At 58.1% G+C, this 25,723-nt stretch carries 24 protein-coding genes and 1 tRNA gene; 12 read left to right on the top strand and 13 right to left on the bottom strand.

Features of this window, described 5'->3' with window-relative positions; all coding sequences use genetic code 11:
- Positions 1 to 57: 57 nt before the first annotated feature.
- Positions 58 to 978 carry a dihydroneopterin aldolase gene (locus ED661_RS05490; protein ID WP_122072928.1) on the top strand — a complete coding sequence of 307 codons (921 nt, stop codon included), beginning with the start codon at positions 58 to 60 and terminating at the stop codon, positions 976 to 978.
- Entirely contained in the window at positions 975 to 1,970 is a 996-nt protein-coding gene (folP, locus tag ED661_RS05495) for a dihydropteroate synthase (protein ID WP_122072929.1), read from the top strand. The genes ED661_RS05490 and folP overlap by 4 nt, the downstream gene beginning before the upstream one ends.
- Before the next feature lie 10 nt (positions 1,971 to 1,980).
- Here folP and ED661_RS05500 read toward each other — a convergent pair whose 3' ends face one another.
- The 3 genes from ED661_RS05500 to ilvC form a co-directional block, all read right to left on the bottom strand.
- The gene (locus ED661_RS05500) at positions 1,981 to 2,889 is read right to left on the bottom strand and encodes a DMT family transporter (RefSeq protein WP_122072930.1); all 909 of its coding nucleotides are present in this window, start codon (positions 2,887 to 2,889) and stop codon (positions 1,981 to 1,983) included.
- Positions 2,890 to 2,992: 103 nt separating this feature from the next.
- On the bottom strand, positions 2,993 to 3,904 hold the full coding sequence (locus ED661_RS05505) for a DMT family transporter (RefSeq protein WP_122072931.1): 912 nt from the start codon (positions 3,902 to 3,904) through the stop codon (positions 2,993 to 2,995).
- Between the two features lie 194 nt (positions 3,905 to 4,098).
- Positions 4,099 to 5,121: a ketol-acid reductoisomerase gene (gene ilvC, locus ED661_RS05510; protein WP_009809277.1), complete on the bottom strand. Its 1,023-nt coding sequence runs from the start codon at positions 5,119 to 5,121 to the stop codon at positions 4,099 to 4,101.
- A gap of 132 nt (positions 5,122 to 5,253) precedes the next feature.
- On the opposite strand from ilvC, the gene ED661_RS05515 reads away from it, so the two are divergent.
- From ED661_RS05515 to ED661_RS05525, 3 genes are all read left to right on the top strand, one after another.
- Complete coding sequence (locus tag ED661_RS05515; RefSeq protein WP_122072932.1) at positions 5,254 to 5,709, top strand: Lrp/AsnC family transcriptional regulator; 456 nt, start codon at positions 5,254 to 5,256, stop codon at positions 5,707 to 5,709.
- A complete protein-coding gene (locus ED661_RS05520) occupies positions 5,706 to 6,164 on the top strand; it encodes an Lrp/AsnC family transcriptional regulator (RefSeq protein WP_122072933.1) in 459 nt (152 codons plus the stop codon). The genes ED661_RS05515 and ED661_RS05520 overlap by 4 nt, the downstream gene beginning before the upstream one ends.
- Positions 6,165 to 6,294: 130 nt before the next feature.
- Positions 6,295 to 7,419 carry an aminotransferase class V-fold PLP-dependent enzyme gene (locus ED661_RS05525; RefSeq protein ID WP_122072934.1) on the top strand — a complete coding sequence of 375 codons (1,125 nt, stop codon included), beginning with the start codon at positions 6,295 to 6,297 and terminating at the stop codon, positions 7,417 to 7,419.
- A 132-nt stretch (positions 7,420 to 7,551) separates the two neighbouring features.
- Here the strand turns inward: ED661_RS05525 and ED661_RS05530 are convergent, their stop codons facing one another.
- From ED661_RS05530 to ED661_RS05540, 3 genes are all read right to left on the bottom strand, one after another.
- On the bottom strand, positions 7,552 to 8,748 hold the full coding sequence (locus ED661_RS05530; RefSeq protein ID WP_122072935.1) for a UbiH/UbiF family hydroxylase: 1,197 nt from the start codon (positions 8,746 to 8,748) through the stop codon (positions 7,552 to 7,554).
- Positions 8,749 to 8,847: 99 nt separating this feature from the next.
- The gene (locus ED661_RS05535) at positions 8,848 to 9,099 is read right to left on the bottom strand and encodes a hypothetical protein (protein ID WP_122072936.1); all 252 of its coding nucleotides are present in this window, start codon (positions 9,097 to 9,099) and stop codon (positions 8,848 to 8,850) included.
- A gap of 131 nt (positions 9,100 to 9,230) precedes the next feature.
- Positions 9,231 to 9,887 (bottom strand): pyrimidine 5'-nucleotidase, encoded by a 657-nt coding sequence (locus ED661_RS05540; RefSeq protein ID WP_122072937.1) that lies wholly within the window; start codon positions 9,885 to 9,887, stop codon positions 9,231 to 9,233.
- A 168-nt stretch (positions 9,888 to 10,055) separates the two neighbouring features.
- On the opposite strand from ED661_RS05540, the gene ED661_RS05545 reads away from it, so the two are divergent.
- Positions 10,056 to 10,709 carry a GntR family transcriptional regulator gene (locus ED661_RS05545; protein ID WP_122072938.1) on the top strand — a complete coding sequence of 218 codons (654 nt, stop codon included), beginning with the start codon at positions 10,056 to 10,058 and terminating at the stop codon, positions 10,707 to 10,709.
- 56 nt (positions 10,710 to 10,765) lie between these two features.
- Here the strand turns inward: ED661_RS05545 and ED661_RS05550 are convergent, their stop codons facing one another.
- Positions 10,766 to 12,706 carry a glycosyltransferase gene (locus ED661_RS05550; protein WP_254054774.1) on the bottom strand — a complete coding sequence of 647 codons (1,941 nt, stop codon included), beginning with the start codon at positions 12,704 to 12,706 and terminating at the stop codon, positions 10,766 to 10,768.
- A 187-nt stretch (positions 12,707 to 12,893) separates the two neighbouring features.
- Positions 12,894 to 14,057, bottom strand: a complete 1,164-nt coding sequence (gene carA, locus ED661_RS05555; protein ID WP_122072939.1) for a glutamine-hydrolyzing carbamoyl-phosphate synthase small subunit — start codon at positions 14,055 to 14,057, stop codon at positions 12,894 to 12,896.
- A 222-nt stretch (positions 14,058 to 14,279) separates the two neighbouring features.
- On the opposite strand from carA, the gene ED661_RS05560 reads away from it, so the two are divergent.
- Positions 14,280 to 14,753 carry a GatB/YqeY domain-containing protein gene (locus ED661_RS05560; RefSeq protein ID WP_122072940.1) on the top strand — a complete coding sequence of 158 codons (474 nt, stop codon included), beginning with the start codon at positions 14,280 to 14,282 and terminating at the stop codon, positions 14,751 to 14,753.
- Between the two features lie 151 nt (positions 14,754 to 14,904).
- A complete protein-coding gene (locus ED661_RS05565) occupies positions 14,905 to 15,360 on the top strand; it encodes a hypothetical protein (RefSeq protein WP_162930044.1) in 456 nt (151 codons plus the stop codon).
- A 205-nt stretch (positions 15,361 to 15,565) separates the two neighbouring features.
- Here the strand turns inward: ED661_RS05565 and ED661_RS05570 are convergent, their stop codons facing one another.
- Entirely contained in the window at positions 15,566 to 16,057 is a 492-nt protein-coding gene (locus ED661_RS05570) for a DUF2244 domain-containing protein (protein WP_122072942.1), read from the bottom strand.
- A gap of 158 nt (positions 16,058 to 16,215) precedes the next feature.
- Entirely contained in the window at positions 16,216 to 17,889 is a 1,674-nt protein-coding gene (ctaD, locus tag ED661_RS05575; protein ID WP_122072943.1) for a cytochrome c oxidase subunit I, read from the bottom strand.
- Between the two features lie 338 nt (positions 17,890 to 18,227).
- Between ctaD and ED661_RS05580 the strand changes: the two genes are divergently transcribed.
- Together ED661_RS05580 and ED661_RS05585 are read left to right on the top strand one after the other, a co-directional pair.
- On the top strand, positions 18,228 to 18,653 hold the full coding sequence (locus ED661_RS05580; RefSeq protein WP_122072944.1) for an HIT family protein: 426 nt from the start codon (positions 18,228 to 18,230) through the stop codon (positions 18,651 to 18,653).
- 485 nt (positions 18,654 to 19,138) lie between these two features.
- On the top strand, positions 19,139 to 20,875 hold the full coding sequence (locus tag ED661_RS05585; protein WP_122072945.1) for an alpha/beta fold hydrolase: 1,737 nt from the start codon (positions 19,139 to 19,141) through the stop codon (positions 20,873 to 20,875).
- A gap of 115 nt (positions 20,876 to 20,990) precedes the next feature.
- Here the strand turns inward: ED661_RS05585 and lipB are convergent, their stop codons facing one another.
- Positions 20,991 to 21,650, bottom strand: a complete 660-nt coding sequence (gene lipB, locus ED661_RS05590; RefSeq protein WP_122072946.1) for a lipoyl(octanoyl) transferase LipB — start codon at positions 21,648 to 21,650, stop codon at positions 20,991 to 20,993.
- Positions 21,651 to 21,776: 126 nt separating this feature from the next.
- Between lipB and ED661_RS05595 the strand changes: the two genes are divergently transcribed.
- Complete coding sequence (locus ED661_RS05595) at positions 21,777 to 23,531, top strand: caspase family protein (RefSeq protein ID WP_122072947.1); 1,755 nt, start codon at positions 21,777 to 21,779, stop codon at positions 23,529 to 23,531.
- Between the two features lie 190 nt (positions 23,532 to 23,721).
- Positions 23,722 to 23,808, top strand: a tRNA-Leu gene (locus ED661_RS05600).
- A gap of 310 nt (positions 23,809 to 24,118) precedes the next feature.
- Here the strand turns inward: ED661_RS05600 and ED661_RS22395 are convergent.
- The gene (locus tag ED661_RS22395; protein WP_122072948.1) at positions 24,119 to 25,216 is read right to left on the bottom strand and encodes a DNA cytosine methyltransferase; all 1,098 of its coding nucleotides are present in this window, start codon (positions 25,214 to 25,216) and stop codon (positions 24,119 to 24,121) included.
- Between the two features lie 169 nt (positions 25,217 to 25,385).
- Entirely contained in the window at positions 25,386 to 25,715 is a 330-nt protein-coding gene (locus tag ED661_RS05610; protein WP_122072949.1) for a hypothetical protein, read from the bottom strand.
- Between the last annotated feature and the right edge of the window lie 8 nt (positions 25,716 to 25,723).

Below are 25,723 nucleotides of genomic sequence, written 5' to 3' on the forward strand. Positions count from 1 at the left end.
TACAGTCTACGCGTCAAATGACCTTCCATCTCTTGCCAGCCAAAGGCCCGTTTTCCCATGTCATCAGATGTTCGCCTTGCCTTTGAACACCCCTCTGAACGCGCCGCCGCGACGGCCAAGCCCGGCCCCCTGGACCGGATTTCCCTGCGGGACCACATGGTCGAGGTGGAGATCGGCGCTTTTCAGGCTGAACGCGGCAATACCCAGCGGATCAGTTTCAACGTTGTTGTTGAGGTGACGCCTCTGCCTGCGGACCTGGATGATGATGTTGACCGGATTCTGTCCTATGACAAAGTGACGGAAGCCATTGCATTTGAACTCGCAGCTGAACGGCTCAACCTGTTGGAAACGCTGGCCGAACGTGTTGCGGAACGTATTTTGCAGGAACCCCAGGCCGTTCGGGTTTTTGTGCGCATCGAAAAACTTGATCGTGGTCCCGGCGCATTGGGGGTGGAAATTGCCCGGTCCAAAGATCAGGTCAGCCACTGCGTCGAAGAGGATGAGCCGCCGCATCCGCGGCTGATGTATCTGTCGAACGCGGCGATTGAGAGCGCAAATTTCAAGACCTGGATCGATCAGATGGAAAGCCGCCAGCGGCCACTGATTCTCTGCGTTGGGGCGCATCCTCTGGAGGTGCCCAAAACCGGTCACAAGATGACTCAGCGTCGAATTGATCTGCTTTCTATCGAACAAAATGCCTGGCGTCTTGCCGCCAAGGACGACCGCTGTGTGGTTGTGGCAACCCGAACTGAACTCGATTGGGCCATGAAAAATGGGCAGATCTGCGTTTGGGCTCCCTCCAAGATTGTTCTGGATGCCGTGGATGGCCCCTCGGAGGCGCCGTCTGAATCGGTTGCATTGGCCGCCTGGTTTGCGGCAACCTTTGAGGCAGGCGAGATGATTGTTATTGGCGCCGCGTCTCCTGACAGCCCGCAGGTGCCGCTGCGTGTTGTGAATGTGGAGCAAGCACAATTGTGATGTATTACCGGCCTCTGGTACGGCATGGCGAGACAAGACCCGAAGGCGCGCTGCCACTTGCAGGCGGGTCGCTCTGGTTTTCCGAAGTTGAACTGCTCAGCCGCGAGGCACCGCCCCGGATCGTGCCGGTGGGGCTGGTGCCCCCAGAGGTTCGCCACCGCCTGACCTTTCGCCGCGCTGCCATTGCCGGGCTGGACATGACCCGCCCCAAGATCATGGGCATTTTGAATGTGACCCCGGATAGTTTTTCTGACGGCGGTCGTCATGCCGGAGTCGAGGCCGGGGTAGAGGCAGCCCAGCGTATGGTGGCCGAAGGGGCCGATATTCTGGATATCGGCGGGGAATCGACTCGCCCGGGGGCGGCCTTTGTGCCCGAGGACGAAGAGATTGACCGGACTGCCCCGGTGATTGCGGCCATTCGTGCGCAATCCCAGGTGCCGATCTCGATTGATACCCGCAAAGCCTCAGTGGCGATGGAGGCTTTGGACGCGGGCGCACAGCTGATCAATGATGTCTCGGGTTTTACCTTTGATGCCGCCCTGGCGCCGCTGGCGGCACAGGCGGGCGCTCCGGTCTGTGTGATGCATTCGCAGGGTGACCCTGAAACCATGCAGAAGGATCCCAGATATGATCACGTGCTGCTGGATGTCTATGACTACCTGGAACAGCAGGTAGATCGGCTTGAGGCGACGGGTCTTCTGCGGGATCAGATTGTGGTCGATCCGGGTATTGGATTTGGCAAAACGCAGGCGCATAATCTCACCCTTCTCAAGGGGTTGAGCCTGTTTCACGGGCTGGGTTGCCCAATCCTGCTGGGGGTGTCACGCAAGCGCTTTATTGGTGATATCGGGCAGGAGCCGCAGGCTGATAAGCGTGCGCCAGGCTCGATTTCAGTGGCCCTTGCCGGAGTTGCCAAGGGGGTGCAGATGCTCCGGGTGCACGATGTTGCCGAGACGGCTCAGGCTCTGCGCCTTTGGCAGGCCATTCGCTAATCTGTCCTTTTCACTTTTGGGTTTTGCCAAATAGCCGGGTCAGGGCGCCCCATTGGCTGATGCACAACCCGCTCAGGATCAGTGCCATGGCCCATAACATCGAGGCCGGCAGGGCTTCGCCCAGAAAGACAGCCCCCAGCAAGACGGCCCAGACCGGCACCTGATAATTGGTGAGCGTCATAAAGGTTGGCCCGGCTTCGCGCACAACAATCACCCGCAGCAAATTGGCCGCTGCCGTTGGAATCAGCCCCAGCAGTGCAATCACTGCCAGGGTTTGCCCCTCGGGAATCACCGGCGGGCCTTCCACGGTCCAGGCAACGGGCAGGATGATTGCAGTGCCAATCACCAGCAGCACGGCAGCCAGGCCAACGGGATCCACCGGCGGCAGACGCCGGGTCAGGATCGAGCTCATCGCGTAGCAGCCCGCTGCCGAGAGGCAAGCAAGGCGACCCAGCAGTTCCAGCTCGGAGCTGCTGCTCTCAAAGGCTTTGCCGCCGATCAGAATTGCAACGCCGATAAATCCGATCACAAAGCCAAACACCCGGCGCAGCACCATCTGCTCTCCGGGGATAAAGACATGCGCCAAGGGCAGGACCATCAGCGGGATTGCCGCCATGCTGAGGCCGGTGAACCCAGCCGAAACATGCTGCTGTCCCCAGTTGATCAGCATAAAGGGCAGGGCGGTGCTGAAGAGGCCAATGATCAGCACTGCGGGCCAGCTGGCCGCACCTTTGAACAGGGTAAACCCGCGCCAGCCCCAGATTGCGCCGAGCAACAGGGCGGCAAAGCCAATGCGCCCAGCGGCGAGCCAGAACGGCGTGATCCCTTCAAGCGCTATTTTGATCAGCGGAAACGTCCCGCCCCAGACAAACCCAAGCGTGGCGATCATCAGCCAGTATTTTCCCATCCGCTCCGGCATTGAGTTTCCCTGTTGGTCAGATCCGCACAAGAGGGCCTTGCGCGGTTGAGGTCAATCGCAATTGCTTCGGGCTAGGCTGGGCAAGGCCGAAGTGTTTATGGGGCTAAGGGCGTTGGCGATGAGCCGGCGCGCGGCTGAGCAGCAACCCGCCAAGGATCAGGATCAGTGCCGCAAAGAGCTGTGGTGGCAGGGTCTCATTGAGCAGCAGAGCGCCAAAAAACACCGACCAGACGGGGACTTGGTAATTCACGGTCGACAGAAAGCTGGGGCCGGCACTGCGCGCCACCTGCACCAGCAGTACCTGTGCCAGCGCGGTCGGTACCAGCCCAAGATAGAACACCGCAAGCAAGGATCGCCCCTCTGGCAGGTTTGGCAGGCCTTCTTGCCACAGGGCTGTTGGGACAATCATCACTGCACCACAGCTGAGAGCTGCGGCAGAGAGCGAGAGCAGGTTCACGCTGGGGCAAAGCCGGGTAATGATCGAGCCAATGGCGTAGCACAGCGCCGCCGCCAAGCAGGCCAACCGTGCCAGGGATTCAAAGTCGCTGCCGGCCGAGGCAAAGGCTTTGAACCCGATCAGGGTCAAGACGCCACCAAAACCAATGGTGAAACCCAGGGCACGGCGCAGGGTCATGCGCTCTCCGGGCACCAGAAAATGTGCCAGTGGCAGGACAAACAGCGGCACCACGGCCATGCAGACTCCGGCAAAGCCACTGGCCACATAGGTCTGCCCCCAGCTGAGCAGAGAAAACGGCAGCGCATTGGTAAAGAACCCCATCCCCAGCGCACAAAGCCAGACAGTGCGGCCATGTCGGGTGCTGATAGAGGGCAGCTCAATCCGCATCAGTGCGGTGATGATGAGCAAAGAGACGGCTCCCAATGTGATCCGCACCGCCGCAATGCTGACTGGCCCCAGACCTTCCAGCGCCACAGTGACGGCCATAAAGGAGGATCCCCAGATCAATCCGAGAATGATCAGTTTGATCCAGTTGGTTGCACCGGGGGAGCTGGTCATCTTGTTCTCTCCGTCTCTGTTATAGTTTGGGGGCGCGAGCCATTGGGCGGCGCCTTCCGAAGGGGAGGGGCAGGCGCGGACCGGCGCTTGGGCCGGGCGGAACGGGAATGGTATGAAGTGAAACGAATAAGGCGCCCCAATTGCTTGGAGCGCCCCTTGTAGATCAAGACAGCGGCTTGAAGGCCGCGGGCGCCTTAGTTCTTGGCTTTGTCGACCATTTTACCAGCAGAGATCCAGGGCATCATGTCGCGCAGTTTCTGACCAACTACTTCGATCTGGTGCTCGTCATTGGCACGACGCGAAGCTTTGATGGTGGGCTGACCAACGGCGTTTTCCAGCATGAAGTCACGCACGAACTTACCGGACTGGATGTCCTGCAGGCTCTCTTTCATCGCTTTCTTGGTCTGCTCGTATGGCAGGATGCGTGGGCCGGTGACATACTGGCCGTATTCTGCAGTGTTGGAGATCGAGTAGTCCATGTTGGCGATGCCGCCTTCATAGATCAGGTCAACGATCAGCTTGGTTTCGTGCAGGCACTCGAAATAGGCCATCTCTGGCGCGTAGCCAGCTTCAACCAGAGTTTCAAAGCCGCAACGGATCAGCTCAACGATACCGCCACACAGAACCGCCTGCTCGCCGAACAGATCGGTTTCGCATTCTTCGCGGAAGTTGGTCTCGATGATGCCGGAGCGGCCGCCACCGATGGCGGAGCAATAGGACAGACCGATTTCCAGCGCTTTGCCGGTGGCGTCGGTGTTGACAGCAACCAGGCAGGGCACGCCGCCGCCTTTGGTGTATTCGCCGCGCACGGTGTGGCCTGGGCCTTTGGGCGCCATCATGATGACGTCGATGCCTTCTTTGGGCTCAATGAGGCCAAAGTGAACGTTCAGGCCATGGGCGAATGCGATGGCCGCGCCGGGCTTGATGTTGTCGTGGACGTATTTCTTGTAGGTCTCTGCCTGCAGCTCGTCGGGCATGGTGAACATGATCACGTCACACCAGGCAGCGGCTTCGGCGATACCCATAACCTTCAGGCCTTCGCCTTCGGCTTTTTTAGCGGAGGCAGAGCCTTCACGCAGCGCAACCACGAGGTTCTTTGCACCGGAATCACGCAGGTTCAGCGCATGGGCATGACCCTGGCTGCCGTAGCCCAGGATGGCCACTTTTTTGTCTTTGATCAGGTTAACGTCGCAATCGCGGTCATAGTATACGCGCATATCAGAGATCCTCTCGGGTTGTCGTTTGCAGGCATCATAGGGCGCGGAGCAGGATATGCACCGCTGTATTTTCCATTTCTTTCTGAAATTTTACAGTAGTCATTCGTTATTTCTATCATTTATGATGTAATCATGCTTGATGATCTGGATCGGCGCATATTGCGCCACATGCAAAGCGACCCGGAACAATCGATTCCGGATCTGGCGGAACGCCTCGGCCTAACACCATCGCGTCTGTCGCGGCGGCTGGAAAAGCTGCGCGAGGCGGGCATCTTACTGGGCAGCCGGGCGATGATCGATTGGCGCGCCCTTGGCTATAGCGTCGAAGTCTCGCTGCGGGTCACGCTGGACAAGACCAATCCGCGCGCTTTTGACGAATTCATCACCCAGGCGCGTGAGATCCCTGAGGTGCTGGAGATCCAGACCTTCCTCGGCCAGGTGGATGTGCGCCTCTCGGTGATTGCCCGTGACATGGGGCACTATCAGCAGATCTATCGCAGCGCCATTCTGACCCTGCCACATATCGCCGATATCGAGGCCCTAATGCATGTGGCCCGGATCAAAAGCAACGAAAGCCTACCGCTATGAGCGATCTGGATAAGATTGATTTTGGCCTGCTAAAGGCCCTGTCGCGTGACGCAAATCAATCCGCAGGGGCACTGGGGCGAGAGATGGGCCTCAGCCAGCCCGCCACTTGGCGGCGGATCAAACGGCTGCAGGATCTTGGCATTCTGCAGGGGCGCCGCCTGGATCTCGACCGCGAAAAGCTCGGCTTTGGGGTGACCGTCTTTTTGGGCGTCAAACTGGGCACCAAGGGGCGCGTCAGCCTGGAGGATTTTGAACGCGCGGTTTGCGCCATCCCCGAAGTCCAGACGGTGGAGCATGTGCTGGGCCTATATGACTACCGCCTGCGGGTCACAGCGCGCGACATTGCCGATTTTGAACGGGTGTTGCGCCGCCGGATTATGCTTTTGCCCGGGGTTGGATCTGTCGACGCCAATGTTCTGCTGAGCGAAGAGCGCCGCCCGGGGCCCTTGGGTTAGCTTTGCCCTGCAGAATTTGAAACAGCTTTTGCTTCAGCCTAGGTTTTCTCCAAGGAGGGGATTGGGTATCTCATAAGGGAAAACCCGGCCTCTGGCGCTGGGGCGCCCTGTACCATGATCGGAGATTGAAATGGCACTTCTGGAGACCGTAGACCCGCAGGGGATGGATGAATTCTCGGTGGTTTTCACAGACCGGTCGCTAAACCACATGTCAAAGACATTTCAGGGCGTGATGCTCGACATCAATGCCATGCTGAAGGAGGTCTACCAGGCCGAAGCCGTGGCCTTGGTTCCGGGTGGCGGCACCTATGCGATGGAGGCCGTGGCGCGTCAGTTTGCCAAGGATCAGGACGTTCTGGTGGTGCGCAATGGTTGGTTCTCCTACCGTTGGAGCCAGATCATTGAAACCGGCGGGCTGACCGCTTCGACCACCGTGATGAAGGCCCGTCAAAGCGGCAACGAAAGCCAGTCGCCCTTTGCCCCGGCTCCGATTGAAGAGGTCACGGCGACCATTCGCACGCAAAAGCCTGGTATCGTCTTTGCGCCCCATGTGGAAACCGCCGCCGGGGTGATCCTGCCTGATAACTACATTGCAGCCATGGCGGCTGCTGCGCATGAGGTAGGTGCGCTGATGGTGCTGGATTGCATCGCTTCGGGTTGCGCTTGGGTGGATATGCAGGCCAGCGGCGTTGATGTGCTGATTTCGGCACCGCAAAAGGGCTGGAGCGCCTCTCCCTCCGCCGGTCTGGTGATGTTCTCACCTCAGGCATTGGCGCGGCTGGAGGAGACCACCTCCGACAGTTTTGCGCTGAACCTCAAACAATGGCGTGCCATCATGCAGGCCTATGAGGACGGTGCTCACGCCTATCACGCTACCATGCCGACCGATGCGCTGCGCGCCTTTCGCGATACCATGCTCGAGACCAAGGAATATGGCTTTGAAAAGCTGCGTGAGGCACAATGGGCACTGGGCGATGCCGTGCGGGAGATGCTGCGCAGCAGGGGGGTGACCTCGGTTGCTGCAGATGGGTTTGGCGCCCCCGGTGTGGTGGTCAGCTATACAACAGACCCTGAAATCCAGAATGGCAAGAAATTCGCTGCGCTGGGTATGCAGATTGCGGCGGGTGTGCCGCTGCAATGCGATGAGCCCGCAGGCTTTTGCACCTTCCGCTTGGGGCTGTTTGGTCTCGACAAACTCTATGACGTTGATGCCACCTTAGAGCGTTTGTCCAAGGCTTTGGATCAAGTGCTCTAACGCATTCATCTCAGGGGCTCCGCCCGTTCAATCCTGAAACCGTCTCCCAGACGGTTTCCCAGGAAAATCCAGTACGGATCTCACTTCCTGCCGGAGGCCCTGGCTTTCCCCTTGGGAAAGCCAGTTAGTCACTTACTTCACCCCAAGCCCCATCTGCATAAGGGTGCGGCGTACTGGTGCCATCGAATAAAGGGCATTCAAACCAAAGGCGCGCAGATCTCGCAGCGGACGTGCCTCCAACATCGAACTGCGGTTGAGCAGATCAATGCCCTTCACCCGCAACATGATCTCATTGTGGCGAGCTTTGTGATAGGCGCTGAGCATCTGCGCATCCCCCAGGCCCTCAGGGCGAGCCTCGGCCAGCTCCAACAGCACCCGCAGATCACCCAGTGACATATTCAATCCCTGGGCGCCAATTGGCGGCACCACATGGGCGGCCTCTGCCATTAGCGCCAGACGTTGACCATCCAGGCGTTCGGCAGATTGGCTGATGATCGGCCAGATACTGCGGCGCGAGGCCAGGGTGAGATCGCCAAACAGGCCACAGCTGCGCCGGGTCATTTCAGCCTCGAAGGCAGTGGGCTCCATCTTTTGCAAGGCGTCAGCCCGTGGGCCCCGTTCCATCCAAACCACCGCAGAGGAGGGCTTGCCCTGATAATCCGGCAGCGGCACCAGGGTGAAAGGCCCGCCAGAGCGATGAACCTCGGTGGAGACATTGTCGTGCGGCACCGGGTGGGTGACGGCAAAGGCCAGGGCCTTTTGCCCATAGCGAGTGGTTTTTACCTCAATGCCTGCAGCCGCGCGCATGGGCGAGTCCCGGCCATCACAGGCGACAACCAGTTTGGCATGGATCCGCGTGCCATCGCTCAGCGTTACACGGGCTTCATTGGTGCGGGTGAACAGCGATTTGGTGCCGGTCCCGGCGCGAAACTCCACATTAGGCAGGGCTTTGATCCGGGTCAGGATTTCGCGTCGCAGCAGCCAGTTGGGCAGGTTCCAGCCAAAGGGTTTCTCGGAGATATCGGCGGCGTTGAAATCTTTTATCACGCGGGGCTCAGGCTCGGCGCCGCCCGCATCGACAATACGCATGATCTGCAGGGGCGCGGCGTGATCCGCCAGCCGGTCCCAGATCCCAAAGCGCTGCAACAGTTCTTGGGCGGGTTGCAAAAAGGCGGTGGTGCGCAGATCGGAGCCTTCGGCATCGCGAGTTGTTACCGGAGGGGTCGGATCGACACAGATCACCTTGAACCCGGCAGCGCCAAATGTTGCTGCTGCAGTAAGCCCGGCGACGCCGCCACCGGAAACCAGAATATCACATGTCTCAGCCATTGCCCTGCCTCTCGTCTATCCCTCTCAGATAGGCCCGGCAGCGGGGCAATGACAAGCGGCATGTCGCCCCGTCCTGGGGGCATGAGCCAAACCTGGCCGTCAGCCGCGCGAAATGGCGATCAGCAGGATAAACATCACCGGCACCATTGCCACGGCGGGCAGATAGAGGCCGGGAATGCCAAACAACAGGATAGAACTGCCCCAGAGGCAGATCAGAATGGCCAGAGCATAGTAGAAATTCTCGGCCTCGCCGTAAGCGACCTCTTTGGAAATCCGCCCCAGTAGGGGAATAGCAAAGAGAAAGCGTTGCCACAGGGGCAGGCGGTCGGGGAGAGTATAGGCAAGAGCCATGCGCGCGATCCTAATTTGGTTTTGGTCGGGCGATATATAGGGCCGTAAAGATGAGTTTTTGAGGCCTGTTCTCCAGCAAAAACAACTCGATGCCTGCGGCAGAGTGTCCGCGGGATCGCGAGGGGCTATGCCTAGAGTATCTTGGCGAGAAACCCGGCCAGATCATCGGTGTGATGATGAATGTGGCTGCTGTCTGTACCGTGCTCAAGCGCCTGCGGCGCGACATGCACAGTGCGCATTCCCATGGCATGGGGCGCGGTCAGGTTGCGAGGGTCATCCTCGAACATGGCGGCGGTTTCGGTTTGGACGCCTGCTTTGTCGAACACCATGTCAAAGGCGGCACGTTCGGGCTTAGGTCGGAATTCGGAATGTTCGACGCCGTAAATCCCATCAAACAGGCCTGACAGTCCACGCGCAGCAAGCACTCGCTTGGCATAGGGGGCGCTGCCATTGGTATAGACGATGCGCTGTCCTGGCAGGGCCTGGATACAGGCCGCCAGATCCGGGTCCTTTGGCAGATGGTCCATCGAGATATCATGCACCGCCTCAAGATAGGGCAGGGGATCCAGATCATGCTCTCGCATCAGCCCGGCTAGGGTGGTGCCATGGTCACGCCAATAGCAGTGGCGCAGGTGATCTGCCTCTGCCTGATCAACCCCCAGCTCACGCATCACATAGTTGGTCATTTTGACCTCGATCTGATCAAACAGCCGGGCCGAAGGGTGATAGAGCGTATTGTCCAGATCAAAGACCCAGTGACGCACATGAGAGAAAGATTTTTTGACCATAGGGAGGCAGTAGGCAGGCTGGGGGGCATTTGCAATGGGGGTATGGCGCCAAAAGGATCAAATTGCTTTGGCTTCGGTGCCGTTTTCTTGCTCTAAGGTCTGGCAAAGGCTTGATTGCGCAGGCCTGAGCTGTAGGAATACAAACCTACCATTCAGATGGGAAAGCAGATGAACCAGAGCCGCAACAGCCAGAAAGACGCCTATTCCCTCATTCTGGAGGCCATCGATGTGGGCGTCTACAAACCGGGTGATCGCCTGGTGGAAAGCGACTTGGCGGAGCGTCTGGGGGTGTCGCGCACGCCAATCCGCGAGGCTTTGCAGCGGTTGGAAACCCAATCCTTGCTGGAGCGGGACGGGCGTTCCTTGATTGTGGCCTCGCTGGATCACAACCAGATGGCAGAGCTCTACATGGTGCGCCGCGAGCTGGAGGGCCTGGCCGCCAGTCTGGCCGCGCGTCACGCCACCGAAGAAGAGGTGCGGGTACTGAAGGATATGGTGCAGGAAGATGATGCACTGGTGGACAGCCCCACGGATCTGGCCAAGGCCAACCGCCGCTTTCACGAACAAATCCATCTGGCCTCGCATAACCGCTATCTGGTGCAGCAGCTCAATCTTGTGCATCGCTCGATGGCGCTGATGGCAACCACCTCTCTGGCGGCAGAGGGGCGGGGGGAGATTGCCCAGGCAGAGCACAAAAAGATTGTCGCGGCGATTGAGTCCCGCGATGAAGAGGCCGCAGGTCAGGCGTTGAAGGACCATATTTCGGTGGCCTTCATGACGCGGCTGAAACAGGACGCCGGAGAGCGTGGTAAGGGGCACTAGGTGTATCTCACCCTGCCACTTCGTGACAATAAAACAAGCTTGCCTGAGACTATAAGCTAAAGCACGGTCTGCTGAGGGTCAGACTCCGAGGCAAGATGTTCCTGCGCATTGCTATCCGGGGGATGCATGCCGTGACTTGTCTTGTCCCAGAAGAACGGATCATAGAGCAACTCATACAGCGCTTTATAGACCGCAATCGGCCCCATCAGGTAGTAGAACGGCAGTATTGGAGCCCAGAACGCCAGCCTGCGGCGCCCCGAGGCAAAGGCGCCACAGAGGGCAATACCCATGCCGAGGGCTTCGAAGAACAGCAGCGATGAGACACCGAAGAACAGCAGGTACTCCGGCAAAAGTGCTGCGCTGGGATGTGGCACGCCTAGAAAAATCAGCCAGTAGGTCCACAGAAAAGGGGCCAGCAGAAACTGACCAATGGTGCCAAGAAAGAATGCCTGAAAGCCCAGAAAGCCATGCCAGCCAAGCGCCCGGGCCAGGTGTACGGGACGCCGCATATGGACCAGATACGTGGCCATAAAACCTTTGAGCCAGCGTGAACGCTGACGTATCCAGGCGCGAAAGTGACAGCTGGCTTCTTCATAGGTGGCTGTGGGCAGCATCTTGGTACGGTATCCTGCCCGATAAAGGCGCACACCAAGGTCAGCGTCTTCGGTGACATTATGGGCGTCCCACCCGCCCAGATCGTCCAGTACCGAGCGCCGCACAAACATGGTGGTTCCCCCCAAAGGCACAACCAGATCAAGCCGGGCAATGCCCTGTAATACCACGCGAAACCAGCTGGCGTATTCGAGGGTGAAACAGCGGGAAATCCAATTGGCGCGCGGGTTGTAATAGTCCAAAACCCCCTGAAAACAGGCGGTTTCGGGTGCAGCAGCGGCAAAGGCAGCAGCTACTTTTTGCAGCTGGTCCGGTTGCGGCGCGTCTTCGGCGTCCCAAACGCCAATGATATCTCCTTGGCAGAAATTTAGCGCATAGTTCATCGCACGCGGCTTGGTGCGCAGCTCCCCCCAGGCGGGGACCTCAATGGCAGAGATCCAGGGTGGCAATGTTGCCTCTGAGATGGTTTTTTGTGTGAGCCTGTCGCCCTCCTCCAATACCAAAAGGACCTCCACCCGGTCCTGCGGATAGGTGAGGCGCGCGAGTCGTTTGAGCAGTGCAGAGCTGATCGCGGCCTCTTTGTAGAGCGGCACCAAGACTGAAATAATTGGTAACGGTTCTGAGGATGGCTGATCGTCTGGCGCTGAGTTGAGGGGGCGTTTGAAGAGCAGATAGGCCAGCAAGCCGCAGAGCTTGAGCCCGGTGAACAGCAAGAGGAACAAGAGTGCGGCGCCGCAACAAAGGGAGAATATCTCTAGCGGGAAGAGTACGGCGAGGCAGACAAACGTGCTGACGGGGAGCAGTTGTTTCAACCGTTTGGAGTGTCGAAATAGGGTTCTGCTGCTGAGTTCGGGGGCGATACTGTTGCTTGCCCGTCGGGCCATGGCGGTTTTGAAATGTGCCTGCAGCAGTGGTGTGATCTGCGCGGCCGGGGCCAGGACAGGGATGAAGGGGCCAAAACACTCGGTCAGGTCCTGTTTTTGCTTTTCCGCCTCAGTCGCAGAAGCAAAGGCAATGGCGATGGTATCCCCAAGCTGCACCCAGGGAATCGCGCGGTGGCGCAGCCAAAAACTAGCAGGCATCCGGTTCAACAAGGGGGCGCTGGGCCTGTGCTTGCTGAGATCCACAGTGCGTAGGGCAAGTGCCTCGGCACGAAAGATCCCGGTGACCGCAGCGTCAGTGGCGGCAGGTTTTGAGGGGGCTACCTGATTTGCCTGCTCGACCTTACCATCCACAATAGGGGAGGGAGCTATGACCTGTTGCCCAGTGGGGGGGCGTCTCAGAGGGCGGGACAGGTCCACAGGCCGGGCGTGTTGCGAGCGAAGATAGACCTGCCGGGCGCTGTCCGGCTTGATCTCCTTTTTGCTGTCAGACGACGAACTCATCGCCCCCGGCTGTGAAGCCCAGACAGGACGGCGAAGACGTTTAAAGCCGCGAGACTGTAAACCGCGCATACGATCACTCAAAACAAAACCCCAGATGCAGTGCGCATCTGAGGCTGAAGAGGGTGGCTTAACAGTGTGTTAACCACAATATTTGTGCAGCGGTTTTAACCAGCTATTAATCGGCGCTTTACGAAGCTTTACGTTCCGCCATGGCTTCTGCAAAGCGTTCGAACAGATAGAAACTGTCCTGCGGCCCGGGGCTTGCTTCGGGGTGGTGCTGTACCGAGTAGACCGGGCGACCCGTCATGCGAATACCGCAGTTGGAGCCATCAAACAGCGAGACATGGGTCTCTTCCACGCCGTCGGGCAGGCTTTGGGAATCCACCGCAAAGCCGTGGTTCATCGAGGTGATCTCGACCTTGCCGGTGGCGTTTTCCTTGACCGGATGGTTGGCGCCGTGGTGGCCGTGGTTCATCTTGATGGTCTTGCCACCCAGCGCCAGGGCCAGCATCTGATGGCCGAGGCAAATGCCAAAGACCGGCAGGTTGGTGTCGTCCAGAATGCTCTTGATCATCGGCACGGCATATTCGCCAGTGGCCGCCGGGTCACCAGGGCCATTGGAGAGAAACACGCCGTCTGGACCATGGGCCAGGACTTCTTCGGCAGTGGCTGTGGCGGGCAGGACGGTGACATCGCAACCGGCCGAGGCCAGGCAACGCAGAATGTTGCGCTTGGCGCCATAGTCGATGGCAACGACCTTATGCGCAGGGTTTTCCTGGCGAGAATAGCCTTCGGGCCAGGCCCAACGCATCTCATCCCAGCGGTAGCTCTGGGCGCAGGTGACCTCTCTGGCCAGATCCATGCCTTCCAGTCCGGCCCAGGCGCGGGCCTCGGCGACCAGGGCCTCAACGTCGAAGTTGCCTTCGGGGTCGTGGGCCAGGGCCACATGCGGCGCACCCAGCTGGCGGATGGCGCGGGTCAGGCGGCGGGTATCAATGCCGCCAATGGCGATACGGCCAGTGCGGGTGAGCCAGGCGCCCAGCTCTTCGGTGGCGCGCCAGTTGGACGACTGTGTCGGATCCCATTTCACAACCATGCCAGCGGCAACCGGATCTGCGGTTTCGTCATCCTCGGGGGTGACGCCGGTATTGCCGATATGGGGAAAGGTGAAGGTCACGACCTGCCCGGCATAGGAGGGGTCAGTCATGATTTCCTGGTAGCCGGTCATCGCGGTGTTGAAACACAGCTCGGCTACGCATTGGCCAGTGGCGCCAAACCCGGCTCCATAAAAGACGGTGCCATCGGCGAGCGCCAGACATGCGGTTGGCTTGGACGGTGCTGTATCGGCCATGACAGAGAGTCTCCTGCGGGTGAAATTCACCGGCTTTTAGGGCCGGGCGGGCATGGGGTCAAGCCTCGCTGACAGGGCGAAGGAACAAGAAGTGCGAGACAAATTGCCCTGTGGCTGAGCAGTTACCTGCCCTCGCGTCGCCCCAAATGGCCTGGTGCTTGAAATGCGCAGGGCGATTGGATAGAGGTGCCAATTCCGGTTTCCTCTGGATGGATAAGAACGATGGATACGCGAACTCAGGTCAACCAGGCTCTGAAACAGGCGATGAAAGACAAGGCAGCCCAGCGGATTAGTACGCTGCGCCTGATCAACGCCGCAATCAAGGATAAGGAAATCGCCGCGCGCGGTGGGGATGGAGAAGTCACCATCGGCGATAGCGAAGTGCTGGCGATTCTTGGCAAAATGACCAAGCAGCGCAATGAAAGTGCCCGCGCATATGAAGAGGCCAGCCGCCTGGATCTGGCCGAACGCGAATTGGAAGAAATTGCGATTATCGAAGAGTTCCTGCCCAAGCAACTCGACGCAGATGAGGTCCGCGCTGCGGTAAAGGCCGCAGTGACTGAAAGCGGTGCAGCCTCGATTCGCGACATGGGCAAGGTAATGGGTGCCCTGAAGGCAAAATTCACCGGCCAGATGGATTTTGGCAAGGTCGGCCCGATGGTCAAGGACGAGTTGTGTAAGGACGGCGGCTGCTGAGGCCGGCGACGTAAGCAGAAATGAGATGTAGAAAGGGATCCGCTGGCCGGATGCCTTTTTTTGGTGACCGACCGCTGTGAGGCGATCTTAGGCATTGAGTTTGTTATCGTGCCAGATCATCGTACACAGAATCTGACTATTGCTGGACACCATGTCAAACGCTGAACAACGCATCCACCAACGACTGAGAGGTTTTGAACGCGAGCTGGACAGGCTTGCTCAGATTGCGGATCGGAACTGGTATCAAGGTGGAATGACTTGGCGCGCCGAATATCTTAAAAGGAAAGGCAAGACATCACCGGTCGACGGTGATCTGAAATCCCATTTTGAACAACACCTACAACAATGGGCCATTTTTCTTTGGTACATCCATGGTTGCCCTCACCACAACGAGGACCTGATGGGCGATATTTCAATTAATCTAGACGATGTTAGCCCCTTTGAAGCGCAAGCAAGAAAGATGTTGGAAGATATTTGTCCGAAAGATGGGACAGAACAAAGCATGTTAGTCATTGAGAATGATGAGGACGGTCAGGTGAGTTTTGAACTCGTTTTCGCGTCCGGTCCCAACGCGATGAGAGTAACTGGAATGTGGTCAGTTGACTGAAGGTCTTTTAGGTCTAGCCAACGGCAGCTTCGTCCGCTCAGCTGACATTCAATGACCGAAACAGTTAAGTGTTGCATAAATTGCCAAAGCGCCCGCCCCGTGGCAGCGCCCGAACCGCCCCCACGGGGCGGGCGCTTTGCTTCCCCCCCTCGGTTCGGACGCGGTGGCTTTGTGATAGGGGGCAAAAGCCGCCATTCGTCGCGGGTTAGAATACGCGCGCCAGCTCATCATACAGTGCCTTGCGCTCATCCTCAGAAAGGAAGGCACCGATCTCGACCTCTCGGCCGCCCCCACGCAGAGTGACGTAGTTGGTCACCGGGCCATCCATGGGGTGGAGCTCGACCGTCACCCAGTAGCGGTTGCACTGCCAGCTCTGCTGCGTGCCATTTGCATTGCGCCGCTCCAGCCGGGCCTCTGTGACGTCTAGGGTCAGAACCTCGATCACCTGCGCATCGCGGCGGTTGCGGTCCAGCGCGTATTTCAGGCCAAAGAGCGCCAGCAGCAGAAACGGCAGTAGCCCCCAGAACACCACCGATCCCGCAAAAGACAGCAGCGGCAGGGCGATCAGCAGGGCTGTGCCCCCTATAAACCGCGCGTAGCCCTTGGGGGGCAGGGATTGATGCGGCCAAAGGTGCATCTCACAAGCGGCCTCAGCCTCGGATGCTGCTGGGGGATGGGTGATCCAGGAATAGGGCATGAAGAGTCTTTGGCAGTGGGGGGCTGAACAGATGGTTTGGGTATTTATGTATGTTGCAGGCAGGTTTTCAAGCGGGCAATTGCGCGTGGTGAGCGGCAAAAGAAAAGGGCCCCAAAGCAGCTGCTCGGGGGGCCCTTCTTTAGATCTGTCACGTCACCTTAGTGCGCGTGGGGTTTGTCCCAGTCTTCCTGCTTGGGCAGGATCTCGAAGGTGTGCTCTGGGGGTGGGCAGGGCAGGGTCCATTCGAGGGTGTCGGCATATTCATTCCAGTAGTTGTTCTGGGTGATCTTCGCGCCGCGCAGCAGCGAGTAGATCATCACCCCAAAGAACAGAATGAAGGATGCGAAGGACAGGAAGGCGCCATAGGACGAGATCTTGTTCCAGTAGGCAAAGCCTTCGGGATAGTCGATGTAACGACGTGGCATGCCCTGACGACCCAGGAAGTGCTGGGGGAAGAAGGTCAGGTTGGCGCCGATGAAAAACATCCAGAAGTGAATCTGTGCGCCCAGCTCGTTGTACTGACGGCCGGTCATCTTGCCGAAGTAGAAGTAGATACCCGAGAAGATCGCAAATACGGCGCCGAGGGACATAACATAGTGGAAGTGTGCAACCACGTAGTAGGTGTCATGATAGGCGCGGTCGATGGAGGCCTGGGACAGAACCACCCCTGTGACACCACCAACGGTGAACAGGAAGAGGAAGCCGAATGCAAACATCATTGGCGCTTTGAACTCGATGGAGCCGCCCCACATGGTGGCAATCCAGGAGAAGACCTTAACGCCGGTGGGAACCGCGATGACCATGGTTGCCAGCATGAAGTAGGCCTGTTGGTTCAGCGACATGCCAACAGTGTACATGTGGTGCGCCCAAACGACGAAGCCCAAGACACCAATGGCGATGATCGCCCAGACCATGGGCAGGTAGCCAAAGACGGGCTTGCGCGCGAAAGTGGCGATCACGTGGGAGATGATACCAAAACCAGGCAGGATCACGATGTAGACTTCGGGGTGACCAAAGAACCACAGGATGTGCTGATACAGAATTGGATCGCCGCCACCGGCAGGATCAAAGAAGGTGAAGCCAAAGTTGCGGTCCATCAGCAACATGGTGATGGCGCCGGCCAGAACAGGCAGGGACAACAGGATCAGCCAGGAGGTCACAAAGATAGACCAGCTGAACAGCGGCACCTTGAACAGGGTCATGCCAGGGGCACGCATGTTCAGGAAGGTGGTGATCATGTTGATCGCGCCGAGGATCGACGAGGCGCCCGAGACGTGAACGGCAAAGATCGCCAGATCCATCGAGTAGCCGCCCTCATTGACCGAGAGCGGTGGGTAGAGAACCCAGCCCACACCAGAGCCAAGCTGGTCGTTACCGCCGGGAGACAGAACCGAAGCAACCGCCAGCGAGGTACCAGCTACATAGAGCCAGAAGCTGAGGTTGTTCATCCGCGGGAAGGCCATGTCAGGCGCGCCGATCTGCAGTGGCATGAAGTAGTTGCCAAAGCCGCCGAACAGCGCCGGGATCACCACGAAGAACATCATCAAGATGCCGTGGGCGGTGATCAACACGTTCCACAGGTGCCCATTGGGGGTACATTCGCTGGAAGCATCCGCAACAAAGCGGGCGCCTTCCGCGCACATGTACTGAACGCCTGGATCCATCAGCTCAAGCCGCATGTAAACGGTGAACGCGACGGAGATGAAACCTACAAGCGCCGAAACGATGAGGTAGAGAATGCCGATATCTTTATGGTTCGTGCTCATGAACCAGCGGGTGAAAAATCCGCGCTCGTCTTCGTGGCCGTGACCATGAATGGCTGCGTCTGCCATTAGGTGCCTCCTGTTGCATAACTTTCGGCCACAGGAGTACTCCAGATGGCCATAGACTCACATGCGGTTTTAGTGTGCCGTGTGGTGGCCTTCAATGGCGGAGTTTGATCTGGATCAAGATTAATTGTCGCGGGCACTTGTTTTTTCCGGCGTTTTTCCCATTTCATGCGGGGTTTGAGCTGATCTGGTTGGGTTTCCCGGCGGGTGAGGTGGGCACAGCGACGGGCCTGTCGTCTTGATCTGGCTCAGTTCAAAGGCTTGACCATGGCTGAGATGAGCCGCAAAACCCTTGGTAAATCAGTGCCACACCGATCTGTGCAACCAAGGAGGCCAGCAAAATGACTGCCTATGATCCCGAAAACATCTTTGCCAAGCTCCTGCGCGGAGAAATTCCGGCAGCGCGCGTGTACGAAGATGAGCAGACCCTGGCCTTTATGGATATCATGCCCCGCGCCGATGGCCATCTGTTGGTCATTCCCAAAACCCCCTGCCGCAATGTGCTGGATGCCAGCCCGGAACAGCTGGCGGCGGTGATGCAAACGGTGCAGAAGCTGAGCAATGCAGTGCTCAAGGCCTTCTCGGCGGATGGGGTCACTTTGCAGCAGTTCAATGAGGCGGCCGGCGGACAAGAGGTCTTTCATTTGCATTTCCACATCCTGCCACGCCACGAGGGGGACAAGCTGCGCCCGCCCGGAAAAATGGCGGAGCGTGAAGTCATTGAATACCACGCCGCCAAGATCCGGGAGGCCGTTGCAGGCCTGTAATTCCCAATCCAGTTTACCCCGTGAATAGAGCCTCAAGGCCCGTCTCTGTCTGCCTGGCCCTGAGGCGTGGGGGCGGAATGGGGGCTCTGTGGCGGCTGAACCCCGGCTCGTCTGTGGGGGAGGCTGCCGGGGGATCCAAGCATTTGGCTTTTGATATGAGTTTGACGAGTTCCGCTGCCAGAGTTGATTTTATTCTCTGGATGCGTAGTATTTCTCAAATTGAAACTACATTTTTTTGAAATTCGGCGCCGCTGAAGAGTGACACTGAATTTGAGACTGAATGTGACCATTTTGGACCAGTGACCTGAATTTTCGTAGTTTCGTCACTGGCTCCGTTTATCCGATTGAAGGCGTCAAATTTTGGGCACTTCACGGCTGATGCGATGAACAAGTTTGAACCCAGAAGCTGCGTTTGTTTGACTTCTCTGGCGTTGGGACGCTGCCCGATTTTGTGTTGAGGGTCTGTATGAGTAACGAGGTGCAATGTGACCAATTTGCAGCCAGATATCCTGCCCTCAAAAGAGCAGATTGTTGCGGCAATCTATGAAACTACCTTGCGTCCGCAGCTGTTTGACAGGTTCTCGACCGAGCAAAAACAAAACACATTCGCGCGTGAAAAACCCATGTCGAGTGGGCCCAGCCCTGTCATTGAAGCGCCAGAACTCCAGGCACATTTTGCCCGGGCATTGGATATTCTGGAACAGCAGTGGGTTCAGATGGACCGGCCAAGCCCAGTGAAAATTTGGGAGGATCCCTCTGTTCCTGGATGGGAGGATAGTTCCGCCAAAGAGGAGGATCTCTGGATCCTGGTCGCCATTGATGGCGAGCTTTTGCACAGGCGAATGAGGCCAAGCGCGGAGCCGGACCTACGGGAGCGGGCAGAACAGGAAATGCTGTCTTGGGTGGCCCGGGCGCAGGTTGCAAATGGGAGTTGGTACAGGTTTGTAGAGCGAATTGGATCGCAGAATTTTTCCTGGCAGGATATTTTGATCCTTGAAACCTCGGTGCAAAATAAAAAGCTCCTGTGCCGCCCGATCTGGATTGGTACGGGTGCGACGGCAGGGGGCCAGCCCATTGCGATATTGGTCGAGCTCTTGGATGTTTACTGGCCTGCCAGCGCCAATTTTTTCATAGCGGAGACATTTGGGCTGACCCCGCGAGAAGTCAGCCATCTGCGTGCCTTTGTGCTGGCTCTGGAGGCAGGCCAGTTGCAGACGCAGGGGTTGACGGAAATTGCGGCCAAGGCAGGCGCGCCTGGGATCGTCGAATTCATCCGTCTTGTTGGTTTTTTATTGCAGGAACATGCGCGCGATATGGCAATTGCCAGTGGTGCTGTTTTGCCGCCAAGCCTGCAATTACGAGACAGGACAGGGCGCAAAACCCAAGTCTTCAGACTGGGAGCAGAGACCGGGCAGCCGGTTATCTTTGTGCATGGCATGATGGATGGCATTGCTGGGGTGCAGCATCTGCAACCACAGTTGCGCTCTGGTGGCTTTCGGGTCTATGCGCCTTTGCGCGGGGGCTATGGGGCCTCATCTCCGCCACCACAAAAACACCAGCAGGTCGATGCTTTTGTGGCACAGATCGAAGCACTTATCGAACAGGAAAACCTGCGTCGACCACTTCTTTTGGGGCATCGCAGCGGGGTAATTTTTGCCAGGGTTGCCGCGCTGCGTTTGCGGGGTCGCATCGGTGGCTTGGTTGGGGTCGCACCAACGCCGCCGTTAAAACAGGCGCGCGACTATCGCAGCCTTCACCGGTTTCACCGTTCCCTCGCGCTCTGTACCCGGTTTGCCCCATTTCTTGCCCCTTTGGCTCTGAAGAGGTGGAGCAAATCAATTCGACAGCAAGGCGCTTCGGCCTTGGTACACAGTCAGGCGCGGCCTGGCAGCAAGGGCTGGGAGCAGCTCCAGGGGATGGAGCTGGATGCGCTGCTTTCTTTGAGTCTGTCTTTGATGATGGAGCAGGGCGGGGAAGGGGTTCTGGCCGACCTGATGCTGACGTCAGAGGATTGGCGCGAGCAAGTGATTGGCCATGCGGAGCAGACGATTTTTCTGTGTGGTTCAAAGGAGGCTCTGGTGCGACAGCAAGGGCTGTACCCTCAGGTGCTGGGGGCCGACAAGATCCAGCTTCGTGTCTGCTCGGGGATGGGGGATGTTCTGCTCTATGTCTGCCCGGAACTGGTGCTGGCGGCGCTTGAGGACTTGTCGGAGGTGCAATAACCTAAGTTCAACCTGCTTTGCTAAAGGCGCGGGGGGGTATATGGTGCAGAGCCCGTCCGCCTGAACGCGCAGAGTTTATCGCAGCCCTGTGATCAGGGACAAGCGCAAAGGAAGCTCACCCAATCTCTGCCGCAAAGACCTCGTAAAAGCTGCGTTTGAGGGCGACATCCACATCGGCGAGAGAAACGGGCAAGCCGAGATCTACCAGGCTGGTGACACCGTGTTCCTGAATGCCGCAGGGCACAATGCCGCCAAAGTGGTCGAGGTCAGGTTCGACATTGATCGAAATACCATGGAAGCTCACCCATTTGCGCAGCCGAATACCAATGGCAGCAACCTTGTCTTCCGTCAGGCCACCGTCTGCCCGGCGCGGTTTGTCCGGCCGTTCGATCCAAACGCCAACACGCCCTGTTCTGATATGGCCGGTGAGGTTGAACTCAGCCAGAGCCAAAATCACCCAGGCTTCTAGCTCCTGCACAAAGCGGCGCACATCATGGCCGCGTTTGGCGACATTCAGCATGACATAGACCACACGTTGGCCGGGGCCATGATAGGTGTATTGGCCACCACGTTTGGAGGGGTAAACCGGAAAGCGATCCGGGTCCGTCAGGTCTTCGATCTTGGCAGAGGTTCCCGCCGTATAGAGTGGCGGATGTTCCAGTAACCAGATGCATTCTTCGGCTTCACCAGCGGCGATTGCCGCGGCGCGGGTTTCCATAAAGGAAACAGCACTGTCATAGTCGACCAGATTGTCAGACGTGACCCATTCTACCATCAAAGATCTCGTCGATTAGGTAAGGCAATTAGCCTTAGAGGTGATTTTTTGCCAAAATGACTCGTGCGAGAGGCGTGAGCTGGTCTAGGCTGATTCCATATTGCTTGTTTTATAAAGGGGTGTGACATGTTTTCAAAGTCACTAAAGTCTGTCTTGGCAGCCGCGATGTTCACCACGTCATCTGTGGGCCCGGTGTTTGCAGACAATTTAGGTGCCGCGCTGATCGGCGGGTTGATTGGCGGCGCCATCGTCAGTGGAGCCAATCGCAATAGACGCGCCACCACCACACGACGATCCTCCGGAAATTCTGCGGCTCGGACCCAGAATAAGGAGACCCAGACCTCTTTGAACTACTTTGGTTTCCCGGCTGGTTCACCCGATGGCGTGATGGGGCGCAAATCGCGCGCAGCCATCAGCCAGTATCAGGCCTATATGGGATACCCCGCCACTGGACAGCTCACAGAATATGAGCGTGGGTTTCTCACCTCCTCGCGCCAGCGCGCCCTGGCCAGCGGGTTTCAGGCCACCCAGCAGGCCAATTCGCATCCCGATGGCTCCAAGATCCTTTTGAAAATCTATTTGAATGAACAATTGCAACAGCAGCAGCAGGTTCCCGCTCCACAGATGGCCGGTGTGCCGACAACCACCATGGTTGGGGTGCCGCAGCAATATGGCCAACAGATCCAGCCGCAGGGAGGATATGTCGGACAGGCTCCGGTTACGATGCAAACCTATGGCGTGCAGCCACAGGTGAATGGCCAGTTAATCCAGGGGCAGGGCCAGCCTGTGCAGGGCTATGTTGGTCAGGTCGCCCAGGGACAAGTCTACCAGGGGCAGCAGGTCTACCAGAGACAGGTGCCACAGGGGCAGGTCTATCAAGGTCAGCAGATGCAGGGGCAGCAGGTCTTCCAGGGCCAAGTTTACCAGAGGCTGCCAGTTCCGGGTCAGCAGCTTCAGGGTCAAGCCGCGCAGGGGCAGTTGGTTCAGGGCCAACAAATACAGGGCCAAGTGTATCAGGGGCAGAATGGACAGCAACCCACGGCGCCGCAGGGCGTAGCCGTCGCGGCGCTCAGCTCACCTGCGGCTGCAGCGGTGACAGCCGCAGTGGCTGAGCCAGAGCCAAGTCAGAATGTCTACACCGGCCCACAGATCCAGCGCCGCGCCCTGGTGATTGGGGTGGATGGCTATGAGAACCTTGAATCCCTGCAAAAGGCACGCAATGACGCACTGGCCGTGAGCAACGCCTTGGTCGACCTCGGTTTTGATGTGCTGACTCTCTATGACGCCAGTCGCCGTGACATCAACAGTGCTGTGTCGACCATGGCAGGCCAGATCGAGCCGGGAGATGAGGTTCTGTTCTACTTTGCCGGCCATGGCATCGAAGTGGATGGGCGCAACTACCTGCTGCCCTCGGACGTACCTGTGGTAAACTACGGCGATGAGAGCTTCCTGACAGGGGAGAGTATCCCTGCCGGTCGCATTCTGGACACCTTCCAGCGCCGGGGCGCCCGGACCACGGTGATGGTTCTGGATGCCTGCCGTAACAATCCCTTTGCGCAGGATGGTAAGCGGGCCGTTGGTGGTGCTCGTGGATTGGTTCGGATGGACCCTCCAGAAGGGGCTTTCATCCTCTATTCCGCAGGTGCTGGTCAAACTGCGCTGGACCGCCTGTCGGATGATGATGAGAACCCCAATTCGGTCTTCACCCGGGCCTTGCTGCCACGGCTTCAAGAGCCGGGCATGTCGCTGCATGACTTGGCCAAGCAGGTGCGGCGGGATGTGCAGAAACTGGCCTCTACCGTAAATCACGAGCAGTTCCCGGCCTATTACGACCAGATGTCCGGGGACCTATTCCTGTCGTCGCAAGTGGCGGATCAATAACCGTTTTCTCCTATATAGGGGAGGATGATTGCGCGGGGGAGTGGGCTTGTTCCACGCCCCCGAACGCTCTTTTAAAGCGGGTAGTTCTTTTGTGTTTCGAAGAGAGGTCGTGAAAACGCACTTTCTTTGATTTTGCCTCTTCACATCTCGTCATGGCTCGTCTAATACCGCCACACCAAGCCTAGACAGTGCGGTCGTGGCGGAATTGGTAGACGCGCAGCGTTGAGGTCGCTGTGGGGTAACACCCGTGGAAGTTCGAGTCTTCTCGACCGCACCAAATTATCATTGAAAAGATTGGATAATTTCTAGTTCTAGAGATTTTGGCCCCCACTTTGGCCCCCACTTTTCTCTTCGCTTGAAATCGCGTACAGACCGTCGATTTGAGCGACTGAATAGACCGGGCGGGAGCCTGGGTATGGGTGGTGCTTTACGATTCTTCCCGCACGGACCATCTTGTAAAATGTGTCACGTCCAAAGGGCCAGCGAGGTGAACGGATCGCCTGAACCCCAGTCACGAATTTTGCTTCTTCAGGAATGTGGACAGAAGTCATAGGGCCTCCGGTGGTTGGGGTAGGTTGGAATTAGGATTATGTGAGGTGAGATCGGGCTGCTTCTTCAAAGGCCTGGATGAACTCTTTCGCTGCCCACGGACAGATTGCATTGCCGTAGCCCCGCAGGAGCCCCACTCTGCCGGGTAGCCCATGAGCCAACGGGAATGATCCGGGTTCAACTGGCCGCCACTTTCCATCCCGGCATCCAAGCCAGTCTGCATTTTTCCAGAAGCCTTTAAGCGGGTAGGGGTGGCCAACATTGTTGCAACCGTCTGGAGATCCTGACCTCCGTTGCCGTGCAGGCCTGGGCTGTTCGCGTTCTGCGCCTTGCATGTCGGCCAGCCCGCCAGTACTGCGGCGTGGTTTAGTGTAATGTTCGGTGTCATGAACTCCTGCGACGGGTGGCGCAGTGAATCTGTCGCAGTAGCTGATGGCCAGCCCGCAAGGTGGCACTGCCGCCCCAGCTGATCCATTCGGTTCCGAGTTGACCCGTCCGGGTTCGTGCCCGTTTGAGACATGCCCTCTGTGTCTTTCCAGTCCCGTGCTGACGTCGTTGACCAGCCCGCTTGTGGGAGATCGCAGATTGTAGGCCCCGAAAAAGGTTCTTTGCCGGATGTGCGGSGCGCCGAYGCCCGCAGCCGGAATATCTGACGCCCCAACGGCGTAGTGTGWGCTTTCCAGGCGGTCTGATAAATCRTCCCACCATGCCCACTCAGGCGCGCTTGCATGGCCGCGTTTAGCTTTTGCTGCAATYTTTCCGAAGACTGCCGCGCTAGCGACTTGCTCGCCRAACAACACTGCGGGGCGGGCGGYCCCGACCAGGCTTGCAAATTTGGGGGATAGGTGCCGGGGGTCGTCCCGTCCAAGGCCCTCTCCAGCAACGCTRAGGGGTTGGCAGGGRGGCGACCCGGTCCACGCTGGCTTGTCGTCCGGCCATCCTGCAAGACGGAGGGCGTAGGACCATCCTCCAATTCCTGCGAAGAAGTGGCATTGAGTAAATCCAGAAAGTTCATCTGCTCTAACATCAAGAATACTCCTTTCGTCCACCTCGCCTGGCGCAATTAATCCGGCTCTGATTAGTTCTCGCAGCCATGCGGCGGCGCCCTTGTCGAGCTCATTGTAGTAGGCGGCCATTTGGAATCTTTCAGAGGTGCGCGTTTCTGTTTTTGGGTTAAGGTTTTGGATACAAATGCACGCTAAGGTGTTGTCAGGCACTCGGGTCGTCCGCCCATTAGGGTGCCGCAAAGCTTGTTGTCACAGGCATAGAGATCGGGTGTGCGTGCTGCGCCCGATCTTTTACGTTTCAGCCTTTTCCAATTTCATTCTCCATCAGTTTGGTAGGGGCGAGGCCCTGGCCGCTGTAAGGGCACTCTGGGTGGCCATCTGTTCCCTGCAGCGGAACGTTGGCCTTTGCCGCGTGCGCCCATGCCAGGATCGCAGCATCGCAACTGCCTCCGGTGCGCAGGATGCCAAACAGATCGGCCTGCCAGTAGTTTTCCTCTGGATAGCCCTGAACTGGTTCAGGAGCTCGCAGTGTCCCGCCAAGGGAGCGAAACAGAACAACTCTGCCATAGGTCCATTTGTGGCCCAGCAAGTCTTGAGATGCACTGTAGATGCGGACTGTCTCGGTCATGGCCTGCG

Origin of the sequence: Pseudophaeobacter sp. EL27, assembly GCF_900313025.1 — a bacterium.
In the GTDB taxonomy this organism is placed as follows: Bacteria; Pseudomonadota; Alphaproteobacteria; order Rhodobacterales; family Rhodobacteraceae; genus Pseudophaeobacter.

Bases quoted from the DNA above. Each gene is read 5' to 3' on its own strand.
- ED661_RS05565 (WP_162930044.1), top strand. From the start codon at position 14,905: ATGTCAAACGCTGAACAACGCATCCACCAACGACTGAGAGGTTTTGAA.
- ED661_RS05560 (WP_122072940.1), top strand. From the start codon at position 14,280: ATGGATACGCGAACTCAGGTCAACCAGGCTCTGAAACAGGCGATGAAA.
- ED661_RS05490 (WP_122072928.1), top strand. From the start codon at position 58: ATGTCATCAGATGTTCGCCTTGCCTTTGAACACCCCTCTGAACGCGCC.
- ED661_RS05530 (WP_122072935.1), bottom strand. From the start codon at position 8,748: ATGGCTGAGACATGTGATATTCTGGTTTCCGGTGGCGGCGTCGCCGGG.
- carA (WP_122072939.1), bottom strand. From the start codon at position 14,057: ATGGCCGATACAGCACCGTCCAAGCCAACCGCATGTCTGGCGCTCGCC.
- ED661_RS05515 (WP_122072932.1), top strand. From the start codon at position 5,254: ATGCTTGATGATCTGGATCGGCGCATATTGCGCCACATGCAAAGCGAC.
- ED661_RS05570 (WP_122072942.1), bottom strand. From the start codon at position 16,057: ATGCCCTATTCCTGGATCACCCATCCCCCAGCAGCATCCGAGGCTGAG.
- ilvC (WP_009809277.1), bottom strand. From the start codon at position 5,121: ATGCGCGTATACTATGACCGCGATTGCGACGTTAACCTGATCAAAGAC.
- ED661_RS05505 (WP_122072931.1), bottom strand. From the start codon at position 3,904: ATGACCAGCTCCCCCGGTGCAACCAACTGGATCAAACTGATCATTCTC.
- ED661_RS05525 (WP_122072934.1), top strand. From the start codon at position 6,295: ATGGCACTTCTGGAGACCGTAGACCCGCAGGGGATGGATGAATTCTCG.
- ED661_RS05610 (WP_122072949.1), bottom strand. From the start codon at position 25,715: ATGACCGAGACAGTCCGCATCTACAGTGCATCTCAAGACTTGCTGGGC.
- ED661_RS05500 (WP_122072930.1), bottom strand. From the start codon at position 2,889: ATGCCGGAGCGGATGGGAAAATACTGGCTGATGATCGCCACGCTTGGG.
- ED661_RS05545 (WP_122072938.1), top strand. From the start codon at position 10,056: ATGAACCAGAGCCGCAACAGCCAGAAAGACGCCTATTCCCTCATTCTG.
- ctaD (WP_122072943.1), bottom strand. From the start codon at position 17,889: ATGGCAGACGCAGCCATTCATGGTCACGGCCACGAAGACGAGCGCGGA.
- ED661_RS05535 (WP_122072936.1), bottom strand. From the start codon at position 9,099: ATGGCTCTTGCCTATACTCTCCCCGACCGCCTGCCCCTGTGGCAACGC.
- ED661_RS05520 (WP_122072933.1), top strand. From the start codon at position 5,706: ATGAGCGATCTGGATAAGATTGATTTTGGCCTGCTAAAGGCCCTGTCG.
- lipB (WP_122072946.1), bottom strand. From the start codon at position 21,650: ATGGTAGAATGGGTCACGTCTGACAATCTGGTCGACTATGACAGTGCT.
- ED661_RS05580 (WP_122072944.1), top strand. From the start codon at position 18,228: ATGACTGCCTATGATCCCGAAAACATCTTTGCCAAGCTCCTGCGCGGA.
- ED661_RS05540 (WP_122072937.1), bottom strand. From the start codon at position 9,887: ATGGTCAAAAAATCTTTCTCTCATGTGCGTCACTGGGTCTTTGATCTG.
- ED661_RS05550 (WP_254054774.1), bottom strand. From the start codon at position 12,706: ATGAGTTCGTCGTCTGACAGCAAAAAGGAGATCAAGCCGGACAGCGCC.
- ED661_RS05595 (WP_122072947.1), top strand. From the start codon at position 21,777: ATGTTTTCAAAGTCACTAAAGTCTGTCTTGGCAGCCGCGATGTTCACC.